At 63.6% G+C, this 20,342-nt stretch carries 19 protein-coding genes; 10 read left to right on the forward strand and 9 right to left on the reverse strand.

The window, feature by feature from the left end:
- Positions 1 to 126 precede the first annotated feature (126 nt).
- On the forward strand, positions 127 to 2,520 hold the full coding sequence (locus ABDW57_RS07150; RefSeq protein WP_343729512.1) for a TonB-dependent receptor: 2,394 nt from the start codon (positions 127 to 129) through the stop codon (positions 2,518 to 2,520).
- A gap of 62 nt (positions 2,521 to 2,582) precedes the next feature.
- Here the strand turns inward: ABDW57_RS07150 and ABDW57_RS07155 are convergent, their stop codons facing one another.
- From ABDW57_RS07155 to ABDW57_RS07185, 7 genes are read right to left on the reverse strand one after another with little or no spacing between them, the layout of a single operon-like run.
- A complete protein-coding gene (locus ABDW57_RS07155) occupies positions 2,583 to 3,008 on the reverse strand; it encodes a BLUF domain-containing protein (protein WP_343729513.1) in 426 nt (141 codons plus the stop codon).
- A gap of 12 nt (positions 3,009 to 3,020) precedes the next feature.
- Entirely contained in the window at positions 3,021 to 3,725 is a 705-nt protein-coding gene (locus ABDW57_RS07160; protein ID WP_343729514.1) for a GTP cyclohydrolase I, read from the reverse strand.
- 19 nt (positions 3,726 to 3,744) lie between these two features.
- Entirely contained in the window at positions 3,745 to 4,230 is a 486-nt protein-coding gene (locus ABDW57_RS07165; protein WP_343729515.1) for a TspO/MBR family protein, read from the reverse strand.
- Positions 4,227 to 5,012: an SDR family NAD(P)-dependent oxidoreductase gene (locus ABDW57_RS07170; RefSeq protein ID WP_343729516.1), complete on the reverse strand. Its 786-nt coding sequence runs from the start codon at positions 5,010 to 5,012 to the stop codon at positions 4,227 to 4,229. The genes ABDW57_RS07165 and ABDW57_RS07170 overlap by 4 nt, the downstream gene beginning before the upstream one ends.
- Before the next feature lie 12 nt (positions 5,013 to 5,024).
- Positions 5,025 to 6,230, reverse strand: a complete 1,206-nt coding sequence (locus tag ABDW57_RS07175) for a cyclopropane-fatty-acyl-phospholipid synthase family protein (protein WP_343729517.1) — start codon at positions 6,228 to 6,230, stop codon at positions 5,025 to 5,027.
- Complete coding sequence (locus ABDW57_RS07180; protein ID WP_343729575.1) at positions 6,227 to 6,997, reverse strand: DUF1365 domain-containing protein; 771 nt, start codon at positions 6,995 to 6,997, stop codon at positions 6,227 to 6,229. Before ABDW57_RS07180 ends, ABDW57_RS07175 begins: the two co-directional genes overlap by 4 nt.
- Entirely contained in the window at positions 6,994 to 8,277 is a 1,284-nt protein-coding gene (locus ABDW57_RS07185) for an FAD-dependent oxidoreductase (RefSeq protein ID WP_343729518.1), read from the reverse strand. The genes ABDW57_RS07180 and ABDW57_RS07185 overlap by 4 nt, the downstream gene beginning before the upstream one ends.
- Before the next feature lie 87 nt (positions 8,278 to 8,364).
- On the opposite strand from ABDW57_RS07185, the gene ABDW57_RS07190 reads away from it, so the two are divergent.
- Genes ABDW57_RS07190 through ABDW57_RS07205 form a run of 4 tightly spaced genes read left to right on the forward strand, consistent with a single transcriptional unit; the run spans position 8,365 to position 12,392 of the window.
- Complete coding sequence (locus ABDW57_RS07190) at positions 8,365 to 8,970, forward strand: helix-turn-helix domain-containing protein (protein WP_343729519.1); 606 nt, start codon at positions 8,365 to 8,367, stop codon at positions 8,968 to 8,970.
- A 6-nt stretch (positions 8,971 to 8,976) separates the two neighbouring features.
- On the forward strand, positions 8,977 to 9,351 hold the full coding sequence (locus tag ABDW57_RS07195) for a phosphonate transporter (RefSeq protein ID WP_343729520.1): 375 nt from the start codon (positions 8,977 to 8,979) through the stop codon (positions 9,349 to 9,351).
- Positions 9,348 to 10,640, forward strand: coding sequence for a diguanylate cyclase (locus ABDW57_RS07200; RefSeq protein WP_343729521.1), 1,293 nt, complete (start codon positions 9,348 to 9,350; stop codon positions 10,638 to 10,640). The genes ABDW57_RS07195 and ABDW57_RS07200 overlap by 4 nt, the downstream gene beginning before the upstream one ends.
- A 12-nt stretch (positions 10,641 to 10,652) precedes the next feature.
- Complete coding sequence (locus tag ABDW57_RS07205; RefSeq protein WP_343729522.1) at positions 10,653 to 12,392, forward strand: bifunctional diguanylate cyclase/phosphodiesterase; 1,740 nt, start codon at positions 10,653 to 10,655, stop codon at positions 12,390 to 12,392.
- Positions 12,393 to 12,395: 3 nt separating this feature from the next.
- Here the strand turns inward: ABDW57_RS07205 and ABDW57_RS07210 are convergent, their stop codons facing one another.
- The gene (locus ABDW57_RS07210) at positions 12,396 to 13,403 is read right to left on the reverse strand and encodes a LacI family DNA-binding transcriptional regulator (protein ID WP_343729523.1); all 1,008 of its coding nucleotides are present in this window, start codon (positions 13,401 to 13,403) and stop codon (positions 12,396 to 12,398) included.
- 94 nt (positions 13,404 to 13,497) lie between these two features.
- Here ABDW57_RS07210 and rimO point away from each other — a divergent pair, with 94 nt between their 5' ends.
- The 5 genes from rimO to hisC all read left to right on the forward strand — a co-directional run bounded on the left by rimO (position 13,498) and on the right by hisC (position 19,243).
- A complete protein-coding gene (rimO, locus tag ABDW57_RS07215; protein ID WP_343729524.1) occupies positions 13,498 to 14,889 on the forward strand; it encodes a 30S ribosomal protein S12 methylthiotransferase RimO in 1,392 nt (463 codons plus the stop codon).
- 68 nt (positions 14,890 to 14,957) lie between these two features.
- Positions 14,958 to 15,794, forward strand: a complete 837-nt coding sequence (locus ABDW57_RS07220; protein WP_343729525.1) for a creatininase family protein — start codon at positions 14,958 to 14,960, stop codon at positions 15,792 to 15,794.
- On the forward strand, positions 15,791 to 17,023 hold the full coding sequence (locus ABDW57_RS07225; RefSeq protein ID WP_343729526.1) for a YncE family protein: 1,233 nt from the start codon (positions 15,791 to 15,793) through the stop codon (positions 17,021 to 17,023). Before ABDW57_RS07220 ends, ABDW57_RS07225 begins: the two co-directional genes overlap by 4 nt.
- Positions 17,020 to 18,192 carry a cystathionine beta-lyase gene (locus tag ABDW57_RS07230; RefSeq protein ID WP_343729527.1) on the forward strand — a complete coding sequence of 391 codons (1,173 nt, stop codon included), beginning with the start codon at positions 17,020 to 17,022 and terminating at the stop codon, positions 18,190 to 18,192. Before ABDW57_RS07225 ends, ABDW57_RS07230 begins: the two co-directional genes overlap by 4 nt.
- Positions 18,185 to 19,243: a histidinol-phosphate transaminase gene (hisC, locus tag ABDW57_RS07235; RefSeq protein WP_343729528.1), complete on the forward strand. Its 1,059-nt coding sequence runs from the start codon at positions 18,185 to 18,187 to the stop codon at positions 19,241 to 19,243. The genes ABDW57_RS07230 and hisC overlap by 8 nt, the downstream gene beginning before the upstream one ends.
- 24 nt (positions 19,244 to 19,267) lie before the next feature.
- Here the strand turns inward: hisC and ABDW57_RS07240 are convergent, their stop codons facing one another.
- On the reverse strand, positions 19,268 to 20,263 hold the full coding sequence (locus ABDW57_RS07240; RefSeq protein ID WP_343729529.1) for a TauD/TfdA family dioxygenase: 996 nt from the start codon (positions 20,261 to 20,263) through the stop codon (positions 19,268 to 19,270).
- Positions 20,264 to 20,342: the final 79 nt, after the last annotated feature.

The following is a 20,342-nucleotide window of genomic DNA, read 5'->3' on the forward strand; positions in this document are numbered from 1 at the left end:
GCTGAGGCCGTGTAGAAATGGCGGACCTGACCCCGGAATAATCACCGGGTCTGCCACGGTATGGCCCGACGCCTTCGTGCGTCTTGTGGTGGAAGCGGTTCCACTTGGAAGAAGCGAGGATAGACAATGAAAAAAACGATATTAGCTTTCAGTATTGCGCAGATCGCCATGACCACCGCTGCCTACGCGCAGCAGGCGGCCGGTGACAACGTCGAGAAAATCATCATCACCGCCACCCGCCGCGATACGCTGGTGCAGGACACCCCGCTGGCGGTGACGGCCTACACCCAGGACACGCTGGCCAATAATCAGGTCAAGGATCTGGCCACCATGACCGCCATGGTGCCCAGTCTGGTGGTGGAGCCGCACAGCGATTCGGGCGGTGTGCACGTGTATATGCGCGGCGTCGGCTCGGCCAATCACACGGAGCTGGGCGATCCGGCAGTGGCGTTCTACGTCGATGGCATTTACGTGCCGCGTCCACAGGGCGCGACGGCGCTGATGTATGATCTGAACCACGTGGAGGTGGCGCGCGGCCCGCAAGGTACGCTGAACGGCCGCAATTCCACCGCCGGCGCGGTCAATCTGGTGTCCGGCGCGCCCAGCACGCAGAAGGTGTTCGGCTCGGCCAGCGTGACGGTGGGCGACTACCATCGCCTGCAAACGCAAGCCATGATCAACATCCCGCTGAGCGATGACATCGCGTTGCGCATCGCCGCCATCAAGGACCAGCATGACGGCTATGTCGACTTCCGCAAAGGCTCCAACGTCATGCCGGGCGCGCAGAAGTACGGCGCCGGCAACCAGCAGGGCGCGCGCGCTTCGCTGCTGTGGAAGTTCACGCCGGACCTGAAGGCCACCTTCATCGCCGACTACTACGCCGACACCGGCGCCGGTAATATCTATCTGTCGGCCGAGCCGAAGCCGGGCCAGGATTTGCGCTCGGCGCTGATCGACACGCCAGGGACGCTGGATCAATCCATCATCACCGCCAAGACCAAGGTGCAGTGGCGTCCGATCGAGGGCATCGAAGCGCAGTACCTCGGCGCGTGGAGCCGCCTGAAACGTAGCAACGCCAGCGATGCGGATGCCGGTTTCTATCCAGGCTTCAAAGCGGAGAACCGTACCGAGTGGGGCCAGTTCGACAGCGTCTCAAATGAGCTGCAACTGCGCTCGGATTCCGAAGCGCCGTTGCAATGGGTGGGCGGCCTGTTCTTCTTCCGTGAGAAGAACAAGATCCGCTTCGACATCGACCGCAGCCAGATTTCGGAGGAGATGCTGGCGCAGGATATCGCCAACGGCAGTGTGATCTTCGTGCAGCCGACCGTGGGCCAATATGCATCGGCCATGTCCTTCATCCAGGGCAACCGCCAGTTGCATTCCAAGGCCGCCTTTGCGCAGGCCAGTTATGAACTGGACCCGGTGTGGAAGCTGACCGCCGGCGCGCGCTACACCAAGGACCACAAGTACGATATCGGCGGCCAGAACTGGGCCTGCCCGAACTGGCCGGACAACGCGCCGCGCGGCGCGACGCTGACGCCGAACCAGATCGCGCAGCTGGTCACGCCGGGCACCGGCACCATCAACACCCACAACATCGGCCCGGGCGGCGTGGTGAACCAGGCCACCTGCGGCAATACCTACGGCGACAACACCGCCGATCTGGCCTACGGCCAGGCGACCTGGCTGGGCCGCGTGGAGTACAAGGTGTCGAAAGATATCCTGACCTTCGCCTCGGTCACCACCGGCTTCCACTCGCCGGCGATTGGCGACGGCGGCGCCACCACCAAACCTGAAAAGCTGACCAGCTATGAACTCGGTTTCAAGTCGGACCTGCTGGACCGCCAGCTGTCGCTGAACATCGACGCTTTCTGGATGAAGTACAAGGACAAGCTGGAGTCGCAGGTGGTGAACAACACGCTGCAGAACTTCAATGCCGCCGGCGCTTCGGTCAAAGGTATCGAGGCTGAATGGGCATGGCGTCCGACCAGCGTTGATCGCTTCAGCGGCAATGCCACCTGGCTGAAAGCGCGCTATGACGACTTCCTGTCTTGCGACGTGGATGCTGCGCGCGCCAACGGCCAGTCCTGCGGCACCACCGCGCCGACCGTCAATGTCGGCGGCAGCGTGCTGAAACACGCGCCGACCTTTGCCACCACGCTGATGTACGAGCATGACTTCGACACCGGCAAGGGCCGCATCACGCCGCGCATCTCGGCGCACCACGAGACCGAATCCTTCATCGGTTCCGGTGCGTTTGCCAACGACGTGCCGGGCCATCCTGGCGTGAAGATGCAGGCTGCGTACACCACGCTGGATCTGAGCGTACGCTACGAGCCGCGCGGCAAAGCCTACACCGCCGAGCTGTTCGTCAACAACGCCACCGACAAGGAAGTGAAGTACGACGCGATCGAAGTCTGCACCCAGGTTGGCGCACCATGCCAGCCGAAACAGCAGATCTGGGCGGCGTACTACAACAATCCGCGCACCGTGGGCGCGCGCGTGTCGATGAAGTTTTAAGGTGCAGTAGTAGGGGGTAGTGGTCTTTGGCTGGCGGCTCCCCACGCCAGCCTTTTTTTCGCTTAGGCGCGGCCCAGTACTGCGGCGGCCTTCATCAGTTCATCGATCAGCGCCAGCGAGCTGTCGCCGCTCAGCGTGTAGGGATCGAACTCCGGCAGCGCCGAGTAGCGCAGCACGGTGCCGGTGTTGAGCTTATCCAGATTGGTTTGCCCCATGGTCCAGCCGGCGTAGCGGCGCTCACTGATTTCCTCATAGTGCAGCAATGTGACATCGCTGTGGCGCGGATCGGCCATGATGCGCGCGTACAGGCGGTTCACCTGTTCGCGCCCACCTTCCAGCACTTGCAGGAACAGGCGCTCGCTGTGGCACAACACGCCGGTGATGCCGGCCGGAGGATTGTGCCTGCGCGACTGCTGAAGGATCGCGTTGACGGTGGCGTTATCGGCCGGCGCGGCGGCGCGGCTGGCGTACAGCAATCGGACTAGCATGGCGTCTCCTTTTCAACGTTTGATCAGCGAGAGGAATTCGCGCCGCAGGGCAGGGTCCTTGAGGAAGGAACCATGCATGACGCTGTTGATCATGCGCGCATTGTTGTCCTTCACGCCGCGCCACTGCATGCAGAAATGGTCAGCTTCCATGATCACCGCCAGCCCGTCCGGCTGCACTTTTTCCTGCAGCAGCTCGGCCAGCTGCACCACGGCTTCTTCCTGGATCTGCGGCCGGCTCATGATCCAGCTGGCCAGGCGGGCATACTTGGACAGGCCGATCAGGTTGGAGTGCTGGTTCGGCATCACGCCGATCCAGACCTTGCCCATCACCGGGCAGAGGTGGTGCGAGCATGCGCTGCGCACGGCGATCGGGCCGATGATCATCAACTCGTTCAGGTGCGAGACGTTGGGAAATTCGGTCACCGACGGCGCCGGCGTATAGCGGCCGCCGAACACCTCCTGCAGATACATTTTGGCGACGCGGCGCGCCGTGTCTTGCGAGTTATGGTCGCTGACGGTGTCGATTACCAGGCTTTCCAGTACGCCCTGCATGCGCTGACTGACTTCATCCAGCAGCGCATCCAGCTCGCCCGGTTCGATGTAGCTGGCGATGTTGTCGTTGGCGTGGAAGCGCGCGCCATCACGCATCAGGCGCGCGCGTATGCGTTCGGATACCGGCGTGTGGTCGGCGCGGTAGCTCAGGGACTGCTCGTTCATGGTTGTTCCTTGTCGTGGATTACAGCAGGCCAGGATTGCGCTGCCAGATGCTGTAGCACAGGGCGGTCGCAAAGCTCACCCAGCCGATGTAGGGCAGCAGCAGTGCGGCGGCCAGCCGGTCGCGTTGTTTGAAGACGGCGGTGGTGGCGGCGATCATCAACCACAGCACAACGATGCAGGCAAACGCCAGCGCACCCTGGCGCCATGCGAAGAACAACCAGCTCCACAAGGCGTTCAGCACCAGCTGGCCGAGGTAGAGGCGCAGCGCCGGCGTGGCGCGTTCGGTGCGTGCGATGCGCCAGGCGGCGACCGCCATCAGCAGATACAGCACGGTCCACGCGGGGCCGAACAGCCAGGCCGGCGGCGCCCAGTCTGGCCGGTCCAGATGCGCGTAGAACACTGGTGCGGCGGCGGAACCGGCCGCGCCCAGGGCGGCAAAGCAGGCGGTGAGGGCGATCCAGCCCAGCAGGGACAGGGCTGGACGCAGGGAGATTGCTGGTGTCATGTCGGTTTTAAAAAGTGGGTGAACAGGGCAAAGCGCAGGCGATAGGGCAGCCAGCGCACCAGCTTCACCAACAGCGTGAAGCGTTTCGGGAAGTGGATTTCAAACTGGCCGGCGCGGAGTCCGCGCACGATGGCCTGCGCCGCTTCCTGCGGTGTCAGCAATGCGGGCATGCTGAAGGCGTTCTTGGCGGTCAGCTCGGTTTGCACGAAGCCGGGGTTGATCAGGTAGACATCCAGTCCGTGCGGATGCAGGTCGGTGTACAGCAATTCCGCCAGATTGATTAACGCCGCTTTGCTGGGGCCATATACGCTGGCGTTGGGCAGGCCGACGTAGCCGGCCACGCTGGCGATGATGGCGATGCCGCCGCTGCCGCGCGCCAGCATGTCCGGCAGCACGGTGGTCAGCCCGGTGTAGACGCTGCCGATATTGACGGCCAGCGTGTGGGCGGCGCCGTCGGCGTTGATTTCCCAGCTGCGTTCGGGGCGGTAGTCCGCGGCGCAAAAGATCACCAGGTCGACGCCGCCGGCTCGCGCGCAGATTTGCCGATAGCGCTCGTCCCATGCGGCGTGATCGAGGATGTCGAACGGCGCGACGATGGCCTGTGCCTCGCCGGCGTGCGCTGCCAGTGCCTGCAGGTGTGCGGCGCGGCGTGCCGACAGCGCGACCACTGCCCCGGCCTGCAGCAGTTCAGTCGCCAGCGCGGCGCCGATGCCGCTGGAGGCGCCGATCAGCCAGACGCGCCGGCCGCGCCAGTCGTCGATACGGCGGTTCAGCGATAGCATGGGCGGCTCCGTTCAGGTTTTCTGCAGCAGGAACTGGACGACATCGGTGCGGCCTTCGTCGAAAGCCGCTTCGCAGTACGCAAAATACATATGCCAGATGCGCAGGAAATGCTCGTCGAAGCCCTGGTCGGTAATCTGCGGACGCGTGACGCGGCATTGCGCATCCCAGCGGCGCAGGGTTTCCGCATAATCGCGGCCGAAGGCATAGGCCTGCAGCGGTTGCAGGCCGGCGCGCGCCGCCTGGCGTTCAAAGCGCTCCACGCTGGGCAGCATCCCGCCGGGGAAGATGTACTGCTGGATGAAGTCCGTGCTGCTGCGATAGCGCGCGAAATGCCGCTCGCCGATGGTGATGCTTTGTACCAGCGCCTGGCCGCCCGGCCGCAGGCGCGCGGCCACGGTCTGGAAGTACTGCCGCCAGTATTGTTCTCCCACGGCTTCAAACATTTCGATCGAGACTACGGCGTCGTACTGGCCGTCGAGGTCGCGGTAATCGCGCAGCTCAAGTTGCACGCGGTCGCCAAGCGCCCCGGCCTGCACCCGCCGGCGCGCAATCTCCAGTTGCGATGGCGAGATGGTCACGCCATGCACGTGTATGCCCTGGCGCGCCGCCTGTTCTGCAAATCCGCCCCAGCCGCAGCCGATTTCCAGCACGCGCTGGCCCGGCTGCAGTACCAGCGTATCGATGATGCGCTGGTACTTGCGGCGTTGCGCTTCCTGCAGCGGCAGGTTGTAATCACCCTCGAACAGCGCGCTGGAGTAAGTCCAGCTGGGGTCCAGCCACAGCTTGTAGAAATCGTTACCGATGTCATAGTGGGCGTGGATGTTGCGCTGGCTGCCTTTGCGGGTGTTGGGCCGCAGCCAGTGGCGCAGGCGATACCATGCGGCCGCCAGGGCGCCGCCGAATACCAGCCGTTCCAGGGCATTCTCGTTGCGCAGCGCCAGTCGCAGCAGCGCGGTCAGGTCGGGCGTGTTCACCCAGCCGGCGGCGTAGGCCTCGGCAAAGCCGATGTCACCGGCGCGCAGGATGCGCTGGCAGGCGCGCCAGTCGTGCAGTTGCAGTGTGGCGCCGCTGGTGTCGTGCGCATTGCCGAACACCATGCGCGCGCCTTCCGGCGTGATGAGCTCAAGATGGCCGACACGGATGTTGTTCAGCAGTTTGAGAAACCAGCGTGCGCCGGCTGGTGCCGCCAACTGCTGGGTGGTCAAGGTGTGATTCATCGTACGGTCTCCTGATGCACGGTGGTGTGGTGTAGCGGGGCAGGTGGTTTGCTGAAGAAGGGCACGCGTTTCAGCCATAGCCGCAAGGCTTGCCAGTGAATGCGGAATACGATGCCCACGCCCAGCAGCGGGTAGCGGCATAAGGCGCCGATGATGGCGCGGTCGCTCATGGGGGCGGGGCGGCCACTGAGCGCGGTGCGCAGCAACAGACCGTGGTTGTCGTGATAGTCGATGCCGGTGCAGTGGCTGGCGCCGCCCAGCCGGAAGCGGAAACGGTAGTGGCCCTGCACCTGACAGAACGGCGACACGTGCATCTGCTTGAGCGCCACCGCGGTGGCGACGCCATTGGCCTCGATGCGCAGCAGGTAGCGGTGCGTTTCGCCGAAGGTATTGTTGACCTCTGCCAGCACGGCGCGCAGCGTGCCGTCGGCCGCGTGGCATTGCCAGAAGCTGACCGGATTGAATACGTAGCCGGCCACGCGCGGGAAGGTCTGCAGCCAGATCTCGCCATCGGCCTCGATGCCGTGCTCGCGCAGCAGCTGGCGCATCCAGTGTTCCAGGCTGGAGCCGTCGCGCGGGCCGTAGTCGCGGCTGCGGATCGACAGCGGCCGCCAGCGGTCGATGCCGAACCAGCGCGAGTTGCATTGTTCAAGCCGCGCCAGGTTCAGACGCACGTAGAACAGCGGGTAGACGAAGCGGTGCGCGGCAGGCCGCAGCCGCGCGTGCATCACTTGTCCGTACACCAGCTGGGCGGCGGTGGTTTTCATGGCAGCGAAGTCCATGCCGGCGCCACGCCAAAGGCGGAGGCGATGCGCAGTGCGGATTTGAGGCCGTCCTCGTGGAAGCCGTAGCCGGTCCAGGCGCCTGCGTACCAGACGCGGTCGATGCCCTGGATCTGCTCCAGCTGCTGCTGCGCGTGAATGGCGCCGTGGTCCATGATGGGGTGGTCGTATTCGAACTTCGCCAGCAGCTTGTCCGCCGCCGGCGGCGTGTGCGGATTGAGGGTGACGATGACCGGCGTCTCGAACGGCAGCGCCTGCAACTGGTTCAGCCAGTAGCTGACGCACACCGGACGCTGGCCGTCCACCTGCGCGCCGGACAGGTAATTCCATGCCGACCATGCCTTGCGCCGGCGCGGCATCAGGCTGGCGTCGGTGTGCAGGTAGGCGGTATTGGGCTGGTAACGCACCGCGCCGAGCAGGGCGCGTTCGCGCGCGCTGGCGTTCTGCAGCAGCGCCAGCGTGGTGGGCGCGTGGGTGGCAAATACCACCGCATCGAAAATTTCGGTGCCGTGCTTGCTGTCGACCTGCACCGGGCCGCCCGCCACACGCCGCACTGCATGCACCGGCGTGTCGAGACGGCAGTCCGGCAACACGGCGGCGATCTTTTGCACGTAGTGGCGCGCGCCACCCGCAACCGTGCGCCACTGGGGACGGTTATTGACCTGTAATAGGGCGTGATTCAGGCAAAAACGCAGGAAGGTGGCGGCCGGGAAGTGCAGGATGTCGCTCGGAGAGCTGGACCAGATGGCGGCCGCCATTGGCAGCAGATAGGCATCGCGGAAGCGGTCGCCGTAGCGCTGCTGTTGCAGCAGTTGGCCCAGCGTTTCGCCGCTCAACATGGCCTGACGCAGGAAGCGTTCGGCGTTGCGGTTGAAGTGCAGGATGTCCCACAGCATGCGCAGGAAGGAGGGCGAACCAAGATTGGCGCGTTGGGCGAACACGGTGTCGAGATTGGTGCCGGCCCATTCCAGCGCGCCGTCGTCCATGGCCACCGCAAACGACATGTCGCTGGCGATGCTGGCCACCTGCAGCTCGTCGAACAGGGCGATCAGGTTCGGATAGGTGCGTTCGTTGTAGACCAGGAAGCCGGTGTCCACGCCGTGCGTGCGGCCTTCCAGCGTCACGTCGACGGTGTTGGTGTGGCCGCCCAGGTAGTTGCCGGCCTCGTACAACACCACGTCATGCTCGCGGTGAAGGAAATAGGCGCTGGCCAGTCCGGAGATACCGGCGCCGATGACCGCGATGCGTTGACGTTTGTGATTCATGAGGGGATGATGGGTCTGTTTAACTGATGTGCTAATATTACTACCGACAAATCAGAAAAGCTACTAATCAGTAGCGAAAATTTACCGATGAGTATTTTTCCAAAACTTAGCTTTAAAAATCAAGCATTTAAGCTACGCGAGAGTGCGATCCTGGATGCCGCGACTGCTGTGCTGAGCAACAAGGGCTACGATTTGATGACCATGGACGATGTCGCCGGCGCGGTTGGCATTTCCAAGCCCAGCCTGTACAAGCACTTCAAGTCGAAGGAGGAATTGGTCGGCGAAGCGCTGATCCGCCTGCTGGACGGGGCACTTGATTACGTGGCCGGGCTGGATGCGGCGCTCGGACCGGTGGAGAAGCTGGCGGCGCTGCTGGAATGGGCGCTGCGGGTGCGGCTGGAGGGCGGCCTGCCGTTCCTGCCCTCCACCAGCCCGCATGTGCGCGATATGTTGATGCGTAACCTGAAGTACATGATGAAGGTGCTCAAGCTGAACCGCCAGCTGGAAGCGCTGGTCAAACAGGGCCAGGAGCAGGGCTTGCTGAACCGCGACCTGCCGACCGACGTCATCCTGTTCAGCTACTACGCGCGCACCTGCGATCCGGCGGTGGAGTATTTGCAGAACTTCAGCAAGATGGCGCCCGACGACATCGTGCGGCACATGTTGAAAGTGTCGTTTGAAGGTTTTCGTTAAGGAGGGATGATGAAATTTGATCAGCCTGGAATCGCCGCACTGCTGGCGAACATGGATGACGCCACGCTCGATACGCTGGGCTTTGGCGTGATCGCCTTTGACCAACAGGACCGCGTGCGGCGCTACAACGCCTTTGAATCGCAGGCGGCCGGACTGCGCCCCGAGCGCGTGCTGGAGCAGGATTTGTTCACGGTGGTGGCGCCGTGCATGAACAACTACCTGGTGGCACAGCGCTTCATCGACGCGCGCGAAGCCGGCGTGGCGCTCGACGAGACCATCAACTATGTGCTGACGCTGCGCATGCGGCCGACCAAGGTGCAACTGCGGCTGCTGGCGGAACCGGGAGCGGGGCTGTCCTACGTGCTGGTGCATCGTCTATGAGTGCCGTGATTGCAGCCCCGGATGTGGACGAGTATGAGGCGCTGCTGCAGTTCCTGTACATGGCGCCGGTGGGCCTGGTGCAGCTGGCAACGGACGGCGGCATCCTGATGCTCAATCCACTCTCGGCCCAGTTGATGATGCCGCTCAGCCGCGAGGGCGAGTTGACCAATCTGTTCGACGCGCTGGCGCCGGTGGCGCCGGACTTGCGGCAGATGTGCGCGGCCTATGCGGCCGACAGCGGCCAGATTTGCGACGCCATCCGCCTCTACCTGTATGGCGACCAGGCTGGCCAGGGACCGCAAGTGCTGTCACTGAGCATGCTGAAGCTGGACCCCACGCGCCTGATGGCGGTGCTGAGCGACGTCACGGAGCAGGACCGGCGCGAACGCCAGCTGCGCAATACTGACGCCTGGCTGCACGCCATCATGACCAATATCGCGGATTACGCCTTGGTCAGCTTGGATCAGCGCGGCCGTGTCGCCGCCTGGAACGACAGCATCGGCCGCGTCACCGGCCACGGCCAGGACGCTGTGGGCCAGCCGTATGCGCTGTTCTATCCGGACGACGCCACCACGCCGATGCAGCAACTGGATCGCCTGCGCGAGGCCGACGACAACGGCTGGTCGCTCGACGAAGGCATGCGCCGGCGCGCCGACGGCAGCCAGTTCTGGGCCAGCGCGCTGATTGCGCCGCTGCCCGGGCGGCTGAATGAGGACAGCGGCGAACCGGCGTACTGCATGATCATCCGCGACATCTCCGACAAGCGCGAGATCAGCCAGAGCCTGCGCCAGGCCGCGTATTGCGACCACCTGACCGGACTTTCCAACCGGCGCGCGTTCTTCGAATCGGCCGAGCTGGAACTGGCGCGCAACAAAAAGATGCCGCGACCGATCTCGCTGATCATGCTGGATGCCGATCATTTCAAGGCCATCAACGACAACTACGGCCATCCGGCCGGCGATGCGGTGCTGTGCCGGCTGGCGGCCACCATGCGCGCCGTGTGCCGCGAGGTGGATGTGCTGGCCCGCATCGGCGGCGAGGAATTTGCCATGCTGCTGCCATCGGTGGGGCTGGAGGATGCGCTGGCGGTGGCCGAACGTCTGCGCGCGCAGGTGCAGCGCAGTCCCGTGCTGTACCAGCGTCAGCGCATTCCCTGCACGGTGAGCCTGGGCGTGGCGGTAATGGACGACAGCACGCCAGGCTTCGAAAGCCTGCTGGCGCGCGCCGATCAGGCCTTGTACCAGGCCAAGCGGCGCGGGCGCAATCAGGTCGCAAGCTGGCAAGACTGATGGGAGTTTTGGATGAGTACAGACGCGGACCACGCTTACGAAACCCTGATCCAGTTCCTGTACCGTGCGCCGGTGGCATTGATGCAGCTGCGGCAGGACGGCGAGATCGAAATGCTGAATCCCATGGCGTCGCAGCTGCTGATGCCACTGGCGCCGGACGGCGACCTGCATAACCTGTTCAAGGTGCTGCAGCCGCACGCGCCGGATCTGGCGCAGCTGAGCGCAGATTTCCCGCACGAGCATGGCCTGATTTGCGAAGGCCGACGCATTGTATTGTCGGCCGGCGCCGATAAAGGCCCGGCGGTGCTGTCGCTTGGCCTGCTGAAGGTCGACGCGCAACGCCTGATGGCGGTGCTGCTGGATGCCACCCATGAGGTCATGCGCGAACAGCGCGTGCTGGCCAGCCGGCTGGCCAGCGCCGCGCGGCTGGACCTGCTGACGCAACTGGCCAACCGCGGCCGCGCGCTGGAACTGTTGCAGGGCATGGCGCAGCGCGCGCGGTCCGCCGAAGGCGATCATTGCGCGGTCCTGTTCATCAATGTCGATCGTTTCAAGCAAATCAACGACACCTTCGGAAACGAGGTGGGCGATCAGGTGATGGTGCTGGTGGCGGAGCGCCTGCGTACCACGGTGCGCTCCGCCGGCCGCCCGCCCGGACAGGCGAATCCCACCGAGGTGGCGGCGCGCGTGGGCGGCGACGAGTTCGCGCTGCTGCTGGACTGCCTGCCGCAGCAAGATACCGCCGAGCGCATCGCGGCGCGCCTGCTGGACCGTTTAAGCCTGCCGTTCCAGGTCGGCGCCCATGAGCTGACGTGCACTTTCAGCATCGGCATCGTGGTGCTGGAGGAGGGGGCGCAGCAGGCCGACGATGTGCTGCGCGACGCTGCCATCGCCATGCGGGCGGCCAAGGCGGAAGGCGGCAACCAGTTTGCCGTGTTTGCGCGTCAGATGCGCGAACAGGCGGTCCTGCGCGGCGGCCTGCAGACGGATCTGCGCAACGCCATCGAGCGCGGCGAATTGTTCACGGTGTATCAGCCGGTGGTGGGACTGCTGGAGGACGGCCGGATCGACCGCGCCGCCGGCGTGGAGGCGCTGGTGCGCTGGCGTCATCCGGTACGCGGCGTGGTCGGGCCGACAGAGTTCATCGGTATTGCCGAGGACTGCGGCTTGATCGGCGCGATCGGTGAACAAGTGCTGGAGATGGCGTGCGCCGATTTCGCCCGCTGGCGCAAGCAGCTCGGCGCAGGCGCGCCGCGCCTGCTGGCGGTCAATCTGTCGCGCGCGCAGCTGAACCAGCCCGGGTTGTGCGAGCGGGTCGGGGCCATCATGGCCGCTCACGGCATGGGGCCGGGCAGCCTGCAACTGGAGATCACGGAAAGCCTGGCGGCCCAGGGCACGGATATTCAGCGGCAGTTACTGGGCTTGAAGGCGCTGGGCGTAAAACTGGCGCTGGATGATTTCGGCACCGGCTACTCTTCGCTATCCAGCCTGCACCTGCTGCCGGTGGACACGGTCAAGATCGACCGCTCCTTCATCACGCTGGCCGCCAGCAGCCGCCATCATGAAGTATTGATCGAAGCCACGGTGAAGGTGGCGCGCAGCCTGGGCATGAACACGGTGGCCGAGGGCATCGAAACGCCGCAGCAGGCAGCCGTGGTGTCGGCGCAGGGCTGTGACAAGGGGCAGGGCTATCTGTACAGCCGGCCGATTTCCGGCGCCGCCATCGAGGAGTGGCTGAGCGGCGCCGACTGACGCTTACCTGGGCGCCGCCACCGAACCGCGCATGGTCACCGTCACCGGAAACTCGCGCGAGATTTCGTGCTGGGTGCCGTAGCAGATGTTCAGCAGCCAGCGTACGGCGTTCTGCGTCAGCTGCTGCATCGGGATGTGCACCGAGGTCAGGCCCGGCGACGAGAATTCTGCCGAGTAGTCATCGTCGTAACCGATGATGGATACGTCCTTCGGGACATTGATGCCGGCGCGGTGGAAGCAGGACATGGAGCCGATCGCCATTTCATCGTTGGCGCAAAACAGGGCGGTGAAATGACGGCCTTCATTCAGCAACTGCTGGGTGGCGCCAAAGCCGCCTTCCCGCGAAAAGTCCGATGGGATCAGCCGCACCGCATCGCGCTGAATCCCCTGGCGCGCCAGTTCGTCAAAGAAGCCGCGCAGACGCTCCTCGTTGTCCGAGGTGCCAGTGGGGCCGGAGATCACCGCCAGCTGGCGGTGGCCGGCGTCCAGCAGGGTGCGCGCGGCCAGTTCGCCGCCGTGGTAATGGTCGGGGCAGAACGACGAGGTTTCCAGTGCGGCGCTGCGGCGGTTGAGGAAGGCCATCTTGGGATGCATCTTGTGCAGCATCTGCATGTCTTCGTCCAGCAGGTCGTGGCCCAGCACCACGATGCCGTCGCAATCGCGGCCGATCAGGAATTTGACCGCTTCAATCGCTTCCTCGCGCGGCGTGCCGTCGCCGCAGCCGGTGGCCACCACCACGTGGCGGCGCATGGCGCGCAGTTCGATGTCGGTCTGCTTGAGGATGGTGCCGTAGTAGGCGCCGAAGAAGGAGGGCGCGAAGATGCCGATCATGCCCAGCGACTGCGCGGACAGCGAGCGGCCGATGGAAGAAGGGCGGAAATTCAGCTGTTCGATGGCGGCTTGTACTTTTTTCATCGCCTCGGCCGATACCGGGCCGGCGCCTGAAATGGCGCGCGATGCTGTCGACATGCCTACACCGGCGAGCATTGCGACGTCTTTCAGTGTTGCCACACAATCTCCTATGAACGATGGGCGCTAAATCGTTATCCTAACATGGTATAATCGTCGATTGCTCGTAATTCTTGTGACGTTTTAAGCAACCATCATGCAATCGCAACCACTCTCTCGTCTTCCCAAGCCAGCCGCCGGCGCGCCAGCGCCTAAAGTGGGCTTTGTATCGCTCGGCTGCCCTAAAGCGCTGGTCGACTCCGAACAGATCCTGACCCAGCTGCGCGCAGAGGGTTACGAGACCGCCAAATCCTACGACGGCGCCGATCTGGTGATCGTCAATACCTGCGGCTTCATCGACGCCGCGGTGCAGGAATCGCTGGACGCCATCGGCGAAGCGCTGGCCGAAAACGGCAAGGTGATTGTGACCGGCTGCCTGGGCGCCAAGAAGGACACCGACGGTTCGGACCTGATCACCAAGGTGCACCCGAAGGTGCTGGCCGTGACTGGCCCGCACGCGCTGGGCGAGGTGATGGACTCGGTGCACCAGCACCTGCCGAAACCGCACGAGCCATTTATCGACCTGATTCCGCCGCAGGGCATCAAGCTGACGCCGAAGCACTACGCCTACCTGAAAATCTCGGAAGGCTGCAACCACCGCTGCTCGTTCTGCATCATCCCGTCGATGCGCGGCGATCTGGTGTCGCGTCCTATCGGTGAACTGCTGCTGGAAGCGGAAAACCTGTTCAAGTCGGGCGTGAAAGAGCTGCTTGTGATCTCGCAGGATACCTCGGCCTACGGCGTGGACGTCAAGTTCCGCACCGGTTTCTGGAACGGCCGTCCGATCAAGACCCACATGACGCAGCTGATGGAAGCGCTGGGCGAACTGGCCAAGTCCTACGGCGCCTGGGTGCGCGCGCACTACGTTTATCCTTACCCGCACGTCGATCAGGTGATCCCGCTGATGGGCGAGCATATCCTGCCGTACCTGGACATCCCGATGCAGCACGCGCACCCTGAGGTGCTGAAGCGCATGAAGCGTCCGGCCAGCGGCGAGAAAAACCTGGACCGCATCCTGGCATGGCGCAAGATGAATCCGGACCTGACCATCCGCTCGACCTTCATCGCCGGCTTCCCGGGCGAGACCGAGGCGGAATTCGAATACCTGCTGGACTTCCTGAAGGAAGCGCAGATCGACCGCCTGGGCTGCTTCGCCTACTCGCCGGTGGAAGGCGCCACCGCCAACGAACTGGCGAATCCGGTGCCGGAAGAAGTGCGCGAAGAGCGCCGCGGCCGCGTGATGCTGCTGCAGGAGGAAATCTCGAAAGCGCGCCTGAAAGCGAAAGTCGGTAAAACCGTGCGTGTGCTGATCGATGAAGTCAATCGAACCGGCGGCGTGGGCCGCTCGGCTGCCGATGCGCCGGAAATCGATGGCGTGGTTTACGTCAAGCCGCCGTTCGAACCGCACAAGAAACTGGTGGTCGGCCAGTTCGTTGATGTCAAAATCACGACATCGGACGCCCATGACTTGTGGGGAGAGGCACTTTAAGCCATTCGTCTACTATAATAAAGGCGGACCAGCGTAACGGCGGTCCGCCTTTTTTGTTAGATGAGCTTATGCCTGACTTGAAATTCCTGGCGGCGCTTGCCGCTTGCATGTTGATGGCCTCCGCCGCCCGCGCCGAAGTGCCGGTCATGCTGGAAGAAATGACAAGCACCGAACTGCGTGCGCGCATCGATGGTGGCGCCACCACGGCGATTATTCCCATCGGCGGCACCGAGCAGAGCGGCCCGTACATCGCGCTGGGCAAGCACAATGTGCGCGCCACCGTGCTGGCGCGGATGATCGCGCAAAAACTGGGCAATGCGGTGGTGGCGCCGGTGGTGTCGTATGTCCCCGAGGGCAGCATCACGCCGCCGGCCGGTCATATGAAGTTCGCCGGCACCTTGTCCATCCCTGAAACCACCTTTGAAGATTTGCTGTTCTCGGCCGGCCAGAGCCTGCGCCAGCACGGCTTCCGCCACATCGTTCTGATCGGCGACCATGGCGGTTACCAGAAAAGCGAGACCCGCGTGGCGCAGCGCCTGAACAAGGCCTGGGGCAAGGACGGCAAGGCCGGCGCATTGGCGCTGCTGGCTTACTACGACGTCACGCAGGAACCTTATATTGCCGATCTTGAAAAGCGCGGTTACAGCAAGGCCGAGATCGGCCTGCACGCCGGTCTGGCCGACGCAGCGCTGATGCTGGCCACGGATAAATCGCTGGTGCGCAGCGAAGCGTTGGCGCGCGGCCCGTCTCCCACCGTGAACGACGGCGTGCGCGGTGACGCGCGCCGCGCCACGGCGGAATTGGGCAAGCTGGGCGTGCAGCGCATTGTCGATACCTCGGTTGCGGCTATTTCCGAATTTGCGGCGCACGGCGCGCCGTCCACTTCTCATAAAGACTCCAAATGAAGACCCATCATCTCGTTTATGCGGCGCTGGCCGCCGCCGGTTTGATCGCCACGGGCAGCCTGCTGGCTGCCGCACAATCGTCGTCCGCGCCTGCCGCTGCTGCGGCGCCGGCGGCTGCGGCGCCCGCCAATGTGTACGCCGGCATCAGCCCGGCCAATCTGAGCCCGGCCTTGCGCGACCACCTGCCGCGCGTGTATGTGCCTAATCTGCGTTCGAATGACGTCTACGTGATCGATCCGGAAACGCTGAAGGTGGTGGACAAGTTCAAGGTCGGCGTCGGCCCTCAGCACGTGGTGCCGGCTTGGGACATGCAATCGCTGTGGGTGGCGAATAACGCCGAGCGCACCAACAAGGGCAGCCTGACGCCGATCGATCCGAAGACCGGTAAGCCAGGCACGCAGGTTGCGGTGGACGATCCATACAATATGTACTTCTCGCCGGACGGCAAATCGGCCATCGTGGTGGCGGAAGCCTTGCACCGCCTGGACTTCCGCGATCCTAAGACCATGCAGATGCAGTATTCGATCGACGTGCCGCAATGCGGCGGCATCAACCACGCCGACTTTTCGCCGGACGGCCGCTACGCCATGTTCACCTGCGAATTCGCCGGTTCGGTGGCGCGCATCGACCTGGCCACGCGCAAGGTGGAAGGCTATCTGAAGCTGTCCATGCCAGCCACGCGCTTCTCGGAAAAAGACCCGATCGATCAACTGCTGGCGAATGAGGTGTGCAGCAAGAAGAAGGGCATGCCGCAGGATATCCGCGTTTCGCCGGACGGCAAGCGCTACTACATCGCCGACATGGATGCCGACGGTGTGCACATTGTTGACGCGGCGTCGTTCACCAAGGTTGGCTTCATCCCGACCGGCGTCGGCGCGCACGGCCTGTATCCAAGCCGCGACGGCACCAAGCTGTATGTGGCCAATCGCGGCACGCACAACATCCACGGCAAACCGAAAGGCAAGGGCCGCGTGACGGTGATCGACTTCGCGACCGAAAAAGTGGTGGCGCAGTGGCCGATTCCTGGCGGCGGCAGCCCGGACATGGGCAACGTCAGCGCGGATGGCAAGTATCTGTGGCTGTCGGGCCGTTTTGACGATGTGGTCTATCGCATCGACACCGCCAACGGCGACGTCAGGAAAATCAAGGTCGGCCAGGAGCCGCACGGTCTGACGGTATGGCCGCAGCCGGGCCGCTACTCGCTGGGCCACACCGGCAATATGCGATGAGCGTGAAAAAATCTCCGCAGACGGCGCTGATCCACACGGATTATCAGGCGCCGGAGGGCTTTGCCGCTTTTCCGAGTGCGATTCACCACGCTTCCACGGTGCTGTTCAAGAACGTGGCTGCCATGCGCTCGGGCGATTGGAAAGAGAAGAACGCCTATACCTACGGCCTGCATGGCACGCCGACCACCTTCACGCTGGAAGCGCGGCTGGCTGAAATCGAAGACGGCAAGCATTGTCTGCTGGCGCCGAGCGGTCTGGCGGCCATCGCCATGGTGGACTTTGCGTTGCTCAAATCCGGTGATGATGTGCTGCTGCCGGATAACGTCTACAACCCCAATCGTGAACTGGGGCGCTGGCTGTCGGCCGATTACGGCATCACCGCGCGCTACTACGATCCGCTGATCGGGGACGGGATTGGGGCGCTGATTCAGCCGAATACCAAATTGATCTGGACCGAGGCGCCGGGTTCGGTGTCGATGGAAGTGCCGGACCTGCCGGCCATCTGCAAGGCGGCGCACGAGCGCGGCGTGCTGGTGGCATTGGATAATACCTGGTCGGCCGGTCTGGCGCTGCGCGGCTTTGACCTCGGCGTCGACATTATCATGCAGGCGCTGACCAAGTACCAGTCCGGCGGCTCGGATGTGCTGATGGGGGCTGTGATCACGCGCGACCGCGACCTGCACGACCGCATCAGCCTTGCGCACATGCGCCTCGGCATGGGCGTGGGGGCGGACGATGCCTATTTGGTGTCGCGCGGCCTGCCGACTATGCGCTTGCGGTTTGACGCCCACGACGCGGCGGCACGCAAGCTGGCCGCATGGCTGCAAGCGCGGCCTGAAATCACCAAAGTCCTGCATCCCGCCTTCCCGGATTGCCCCGGCCATGAAGTGTGGAAGCGCGACTTCAGCGGCGCCGGCGGCCTGTTCTCGGTCATCTTCGATGAGCGTTATACGGAAGAGCAGACGGACCGTTTTGTCGATACGCTCAAGCTGTTCAAGATCGGCTATAGCTGGGGCGGCGCGAATAGCCTGGTCATGCCATACCGCATACAGCACATGCGCAAGAACTGGCAGGGCAAGGGCACGCTGGTCCGCTTCAACGTCGGCCTGGAAGACGTGCAGGATTTGATCGCAGATATTGAGCAAGCATTTGGGGAATTGAATGAGTAAGTTCTGGAGTAAAGTCGTACACGGCCTGACGCCATACACGCCGGGTGAGCAGGTGCAGATGCCTGGCCTGGTGAAGCTGAACACCAACGAGAATCCATACGGGCCGTCGCCCAGGGCGATCGCCGCGATGCAGGCGGCAGCGGGCGACAGCCTGCGCAAGTATTCCGATCCGTCCAACGCGGCGGTGAAGGATGCGGTGGCGCGCCGCTTCGGCCTGGCGCGCGAGCAGGTCTTCGTTGGCAACAGCTCGGACGAGGTGCTGGCCCATACTTTCCACGCTTTGCTCAAGCATGACTTGCCATTGCTGGCACCCGATATCAGCTACAGCTTCTATCCGACTTACTGCAGCCTGTATGGCATCGAGTGCGTGCAGATCCCGCTCAACGAACATTTCGAGATCGATATCGCGGACTACAACCGTCCGTGCGGCGCCATCATCATCGCCAATCCAAATGCGCCGACCGGCATCGGTCTGCCGCTGTCGGAGATCGAAGCGCTGGTGGCTGCGCACCCGGATCAGGCGGTGGTGATCGATGAGGCGTATGTCGACTTCGGCGGCCAGAGCGCTGCGGCGCTGCTGGGCCGCTACCATAATCTGCTGGTGATCCAGACGTTGTCCAAATCGCGCTCGCTGGCTGGCCTGCGCGTGGGTTTTGCGGTCGGCCATCCGGATTTGATCGCAGGCCTGGAGCGCGTGAAGAACAGCTTTAATTGCTATCCGCTGGGGCAGGTGCAGCAGGCCGGCGCCGTTGCGGCGCTGGATGACGTGGCCTACACCGAGCAGACCTCGAACGCGGTCATCGCCAGCCGCACCTGGCTCACGGCGCAGTTGCAGGCGCTGGGCTTTTGGGTGCTGCCTTCGCAGGCCAACTTTGTGTTTGCCCGTCACCCGCAGCACGATGGCGCAAAACTGGCCAAGGCGCTGCGCGAGCGCGCGATTCTGGTGCGTCACTTCACCGCCGCGCGGATCGATCAGTTCCTGCGTATCTCGATTGGTACGGACGAGGAGTGCGGCAAGCTGGTGGACGCCCTCAAGCTGATACTGGCCTGATCCTCAGGCTTGCCCGGCGGGTGCTCAGTCCTGCACCACGCCGGAAGGCCCGACGCGCTCGGCGTTGGGCACCGTCGACATGCGAATACGGATCAGGTGACGGCGCTCGTCTGTGTAAGTGGTACGACCGTGCAGCATGCGGTGGTTATCGGCCAGCATCAGAGTATCGGTCGGCAGCTGTTCCATGTAGCGCCTTGCCTCCTGCTCGGCCACGCAGTGCACGATTTCCACCGCCTGCACCAGCTCCGGGCTGCTCAGGTCCGGACACGCGGCCAAGCCTTTCTTGATCGAGTCGTAGCGCCAGCGCATGGTGAACCGCTCATTCTGGAGCCCCGACGGCGTGAACACCTGCGCCACATGGACCTCGAGCTGCTCATCGCCGGCCGCGTAGACGGCCGGCACGCGAAAGGGAACGGGCGTAGCGCTTAGCAGGGCAAAGGCCGAGGCGCCCTCCGGTGTGCGATGCAAGGCGCGATGTAGATCATCGGCACTGATCAGGACCGAGTGGCCGCCATCGCAGCGGGCGGCCCGCACCACGTACAGGACGAACCGTTCTTCCGGCATCGGATAAAACGAGGAGTCGGTGTGCATGTCGGCGCTGCCCACGCGCTCGGAGAAGGTGACGAAGCGGCCATCGTCGCCGGTCTGCGGCCGCGCTTTGACGTCCCACGCCACGCGGCCGGTGCGTTGATCGGTGGAGGTGGGGTAGCCCAGCATCAGCGTCAGCGCGTACAGCGCGGCGTTACGTCGCGCTTCCGGCAACCCGCTCAACCCCAGGTTGCGCAGTACCAGGCCGTGTGCGTCCAGTGCGTGGATGTGTTCCGCTAGCCTGCGCAGGATGGGCACCTCCTTCAGTTCCTGGCGCAGGGCGACCTCGTCAGGATGGGCGTAAAAGCCGTTGTCGTTAAAACCATCGAAACGCTGGCTGAGTATTTCGAAAATTGTATTTAAATCATTCCCCCAAGAGAAACTCGCACATCCTTGGGCAATTCTTCCATGATATTCCATTGATCCCAGCATTCTTATCCCCGACAGTTTTACTAACAATTATTCTAGATTAATTTTAGTTGTTTATGGTAAATTCTGTGGTTGGGTTTTT

The sequence above is a fragment of the Duganella sp. genome, from assembly GCF_039595735.1.
Taxonomy (GTDB): Bacteria; Pseudomonadota; Gammaproteobacteria; order Burkholderiales; family Burkholderiaceae_D; genus Rugamonas.

Coding starts and splice junctions, on each gene's coding strand:
- ABDW57_RS07150 (WP_343729512.1), top strand. CDS start 127: ATGAAAAAAACGATATTAGCTTTCAGTATTGCGCAGATCGCCATGACC.
- ABDW57_RS07155 (WP_343729513.1), bottom strand. CDS start 3,008: ATGCTAGTCCGATTGCTGTACGCCAGCCGCGCCGCCGCGCCGGCCGAT.
- ABDW57_RS07160 (WP_343729514.1), bottom strand. CDS start 3,725: ATGAACGAGCAGTCCCTGAGCTACCGCGCCGACCACACGCCGGTATCC.
- ABDW57_RS07165 (WP_343729515.1), bottom strand. CDS start 4,230: ATGACACCAGCAATCTCCCTGCGTCCAGCCCTGTCCCTGCTGGGCTGG.
- ABDW57_RS07170 (WP_343729516.1), bottom strand. CDS start 5,012: ATGCTATCGCTGAACCGCCGTATCGACGACTGGCGCGGCCGGCGCGTC.
- ABDW57_RS07175 (WP_343729517.1), bottom strand. CDS start 6,230: ATGAATCACACCTTGACCACCCAGCAGTTGGCGGCACCAGCCGGCGCA.
- ABDW57_RS07180 (WP_343729575.1), bottom strand. CDS start 6,997: ATGAAAACCACCGCCGCCCAGCTGGTGTACGGACAAGTGATGCACGCG.
- ABDW57_RS07185 (WP_343729518.1), bottom strand. CDS start 8,277: ATGAATCACAAACGTCAACGCATCGCGGTCATCGGCGCCGGTATCTCC.
- ABDW57_RS07190 (WP_343729519.1), top strand. CDS start 8,365: ATGAGTATTTTTCCAAAACTTAGCTTTAAAAATCAAGCATTTAAGCTA.
- ABDW57_RS07195 (WP_343729520.1), top strand. CDS start 8,977: ATGATGAAATTTGATCAGCCTGGAATCGCCGCACTGCTGGCGAACATG.
- ABDW57_RS07200 (WP_343729521.1), top strand. CDS start 9,348: ATGAGTGCCGTGATTGCAGCCCCGGATGTGGACGAGTATGAGGCGCTG.
- ABDW57_RS07205 (WP_343729522.1), top strand. CDS start 10,653: ATGAGTACAGACGCGGACCACGCTTACGAAACCCTGATCCAGTTCCTG.
- rimO (WP_343729524.1), top strand. CDS start 13,498: ATGCAATCGCAACCACTCTCTCGTCTTCCCAAGCCAGCCGCCGGCGCG.
- ABDW57_RS07220 (WP_343729525.1), top strand. CDS start 14,958: ATGCCTGACTTGAAATTCCTGGCGGCGCTTGCCGCTTGCATGTTGATG.
- ABDW57_RS07225 (WP_343729526.1), top strand. CDS start 15,791: ATGAAGACCCATCATCTCGTTTATGCGGCGCTGGCCGCCGCCGGTTTG.
- ABDW57_RS07230 (WP_343729527.1), top strand. CDS start 17,020: ATGAGCGTGAAAAAATCTCCGCAGACGGCGCTGATCCACACGGATTAT.
- hisC (WP_343729528.1), top strand. CDS start 18,185: ATGAGTAAGTTCTGGAGTAAAGTCGTACACGGCCTGACGCCATACACG.
- ABDW57_RS07240 (WP_343729529.1), bottom strand. CDS start 20,263: ATGCTGGGATCAATGGAATATCATGGAAGAATTGCCCAAGGATGTGCG.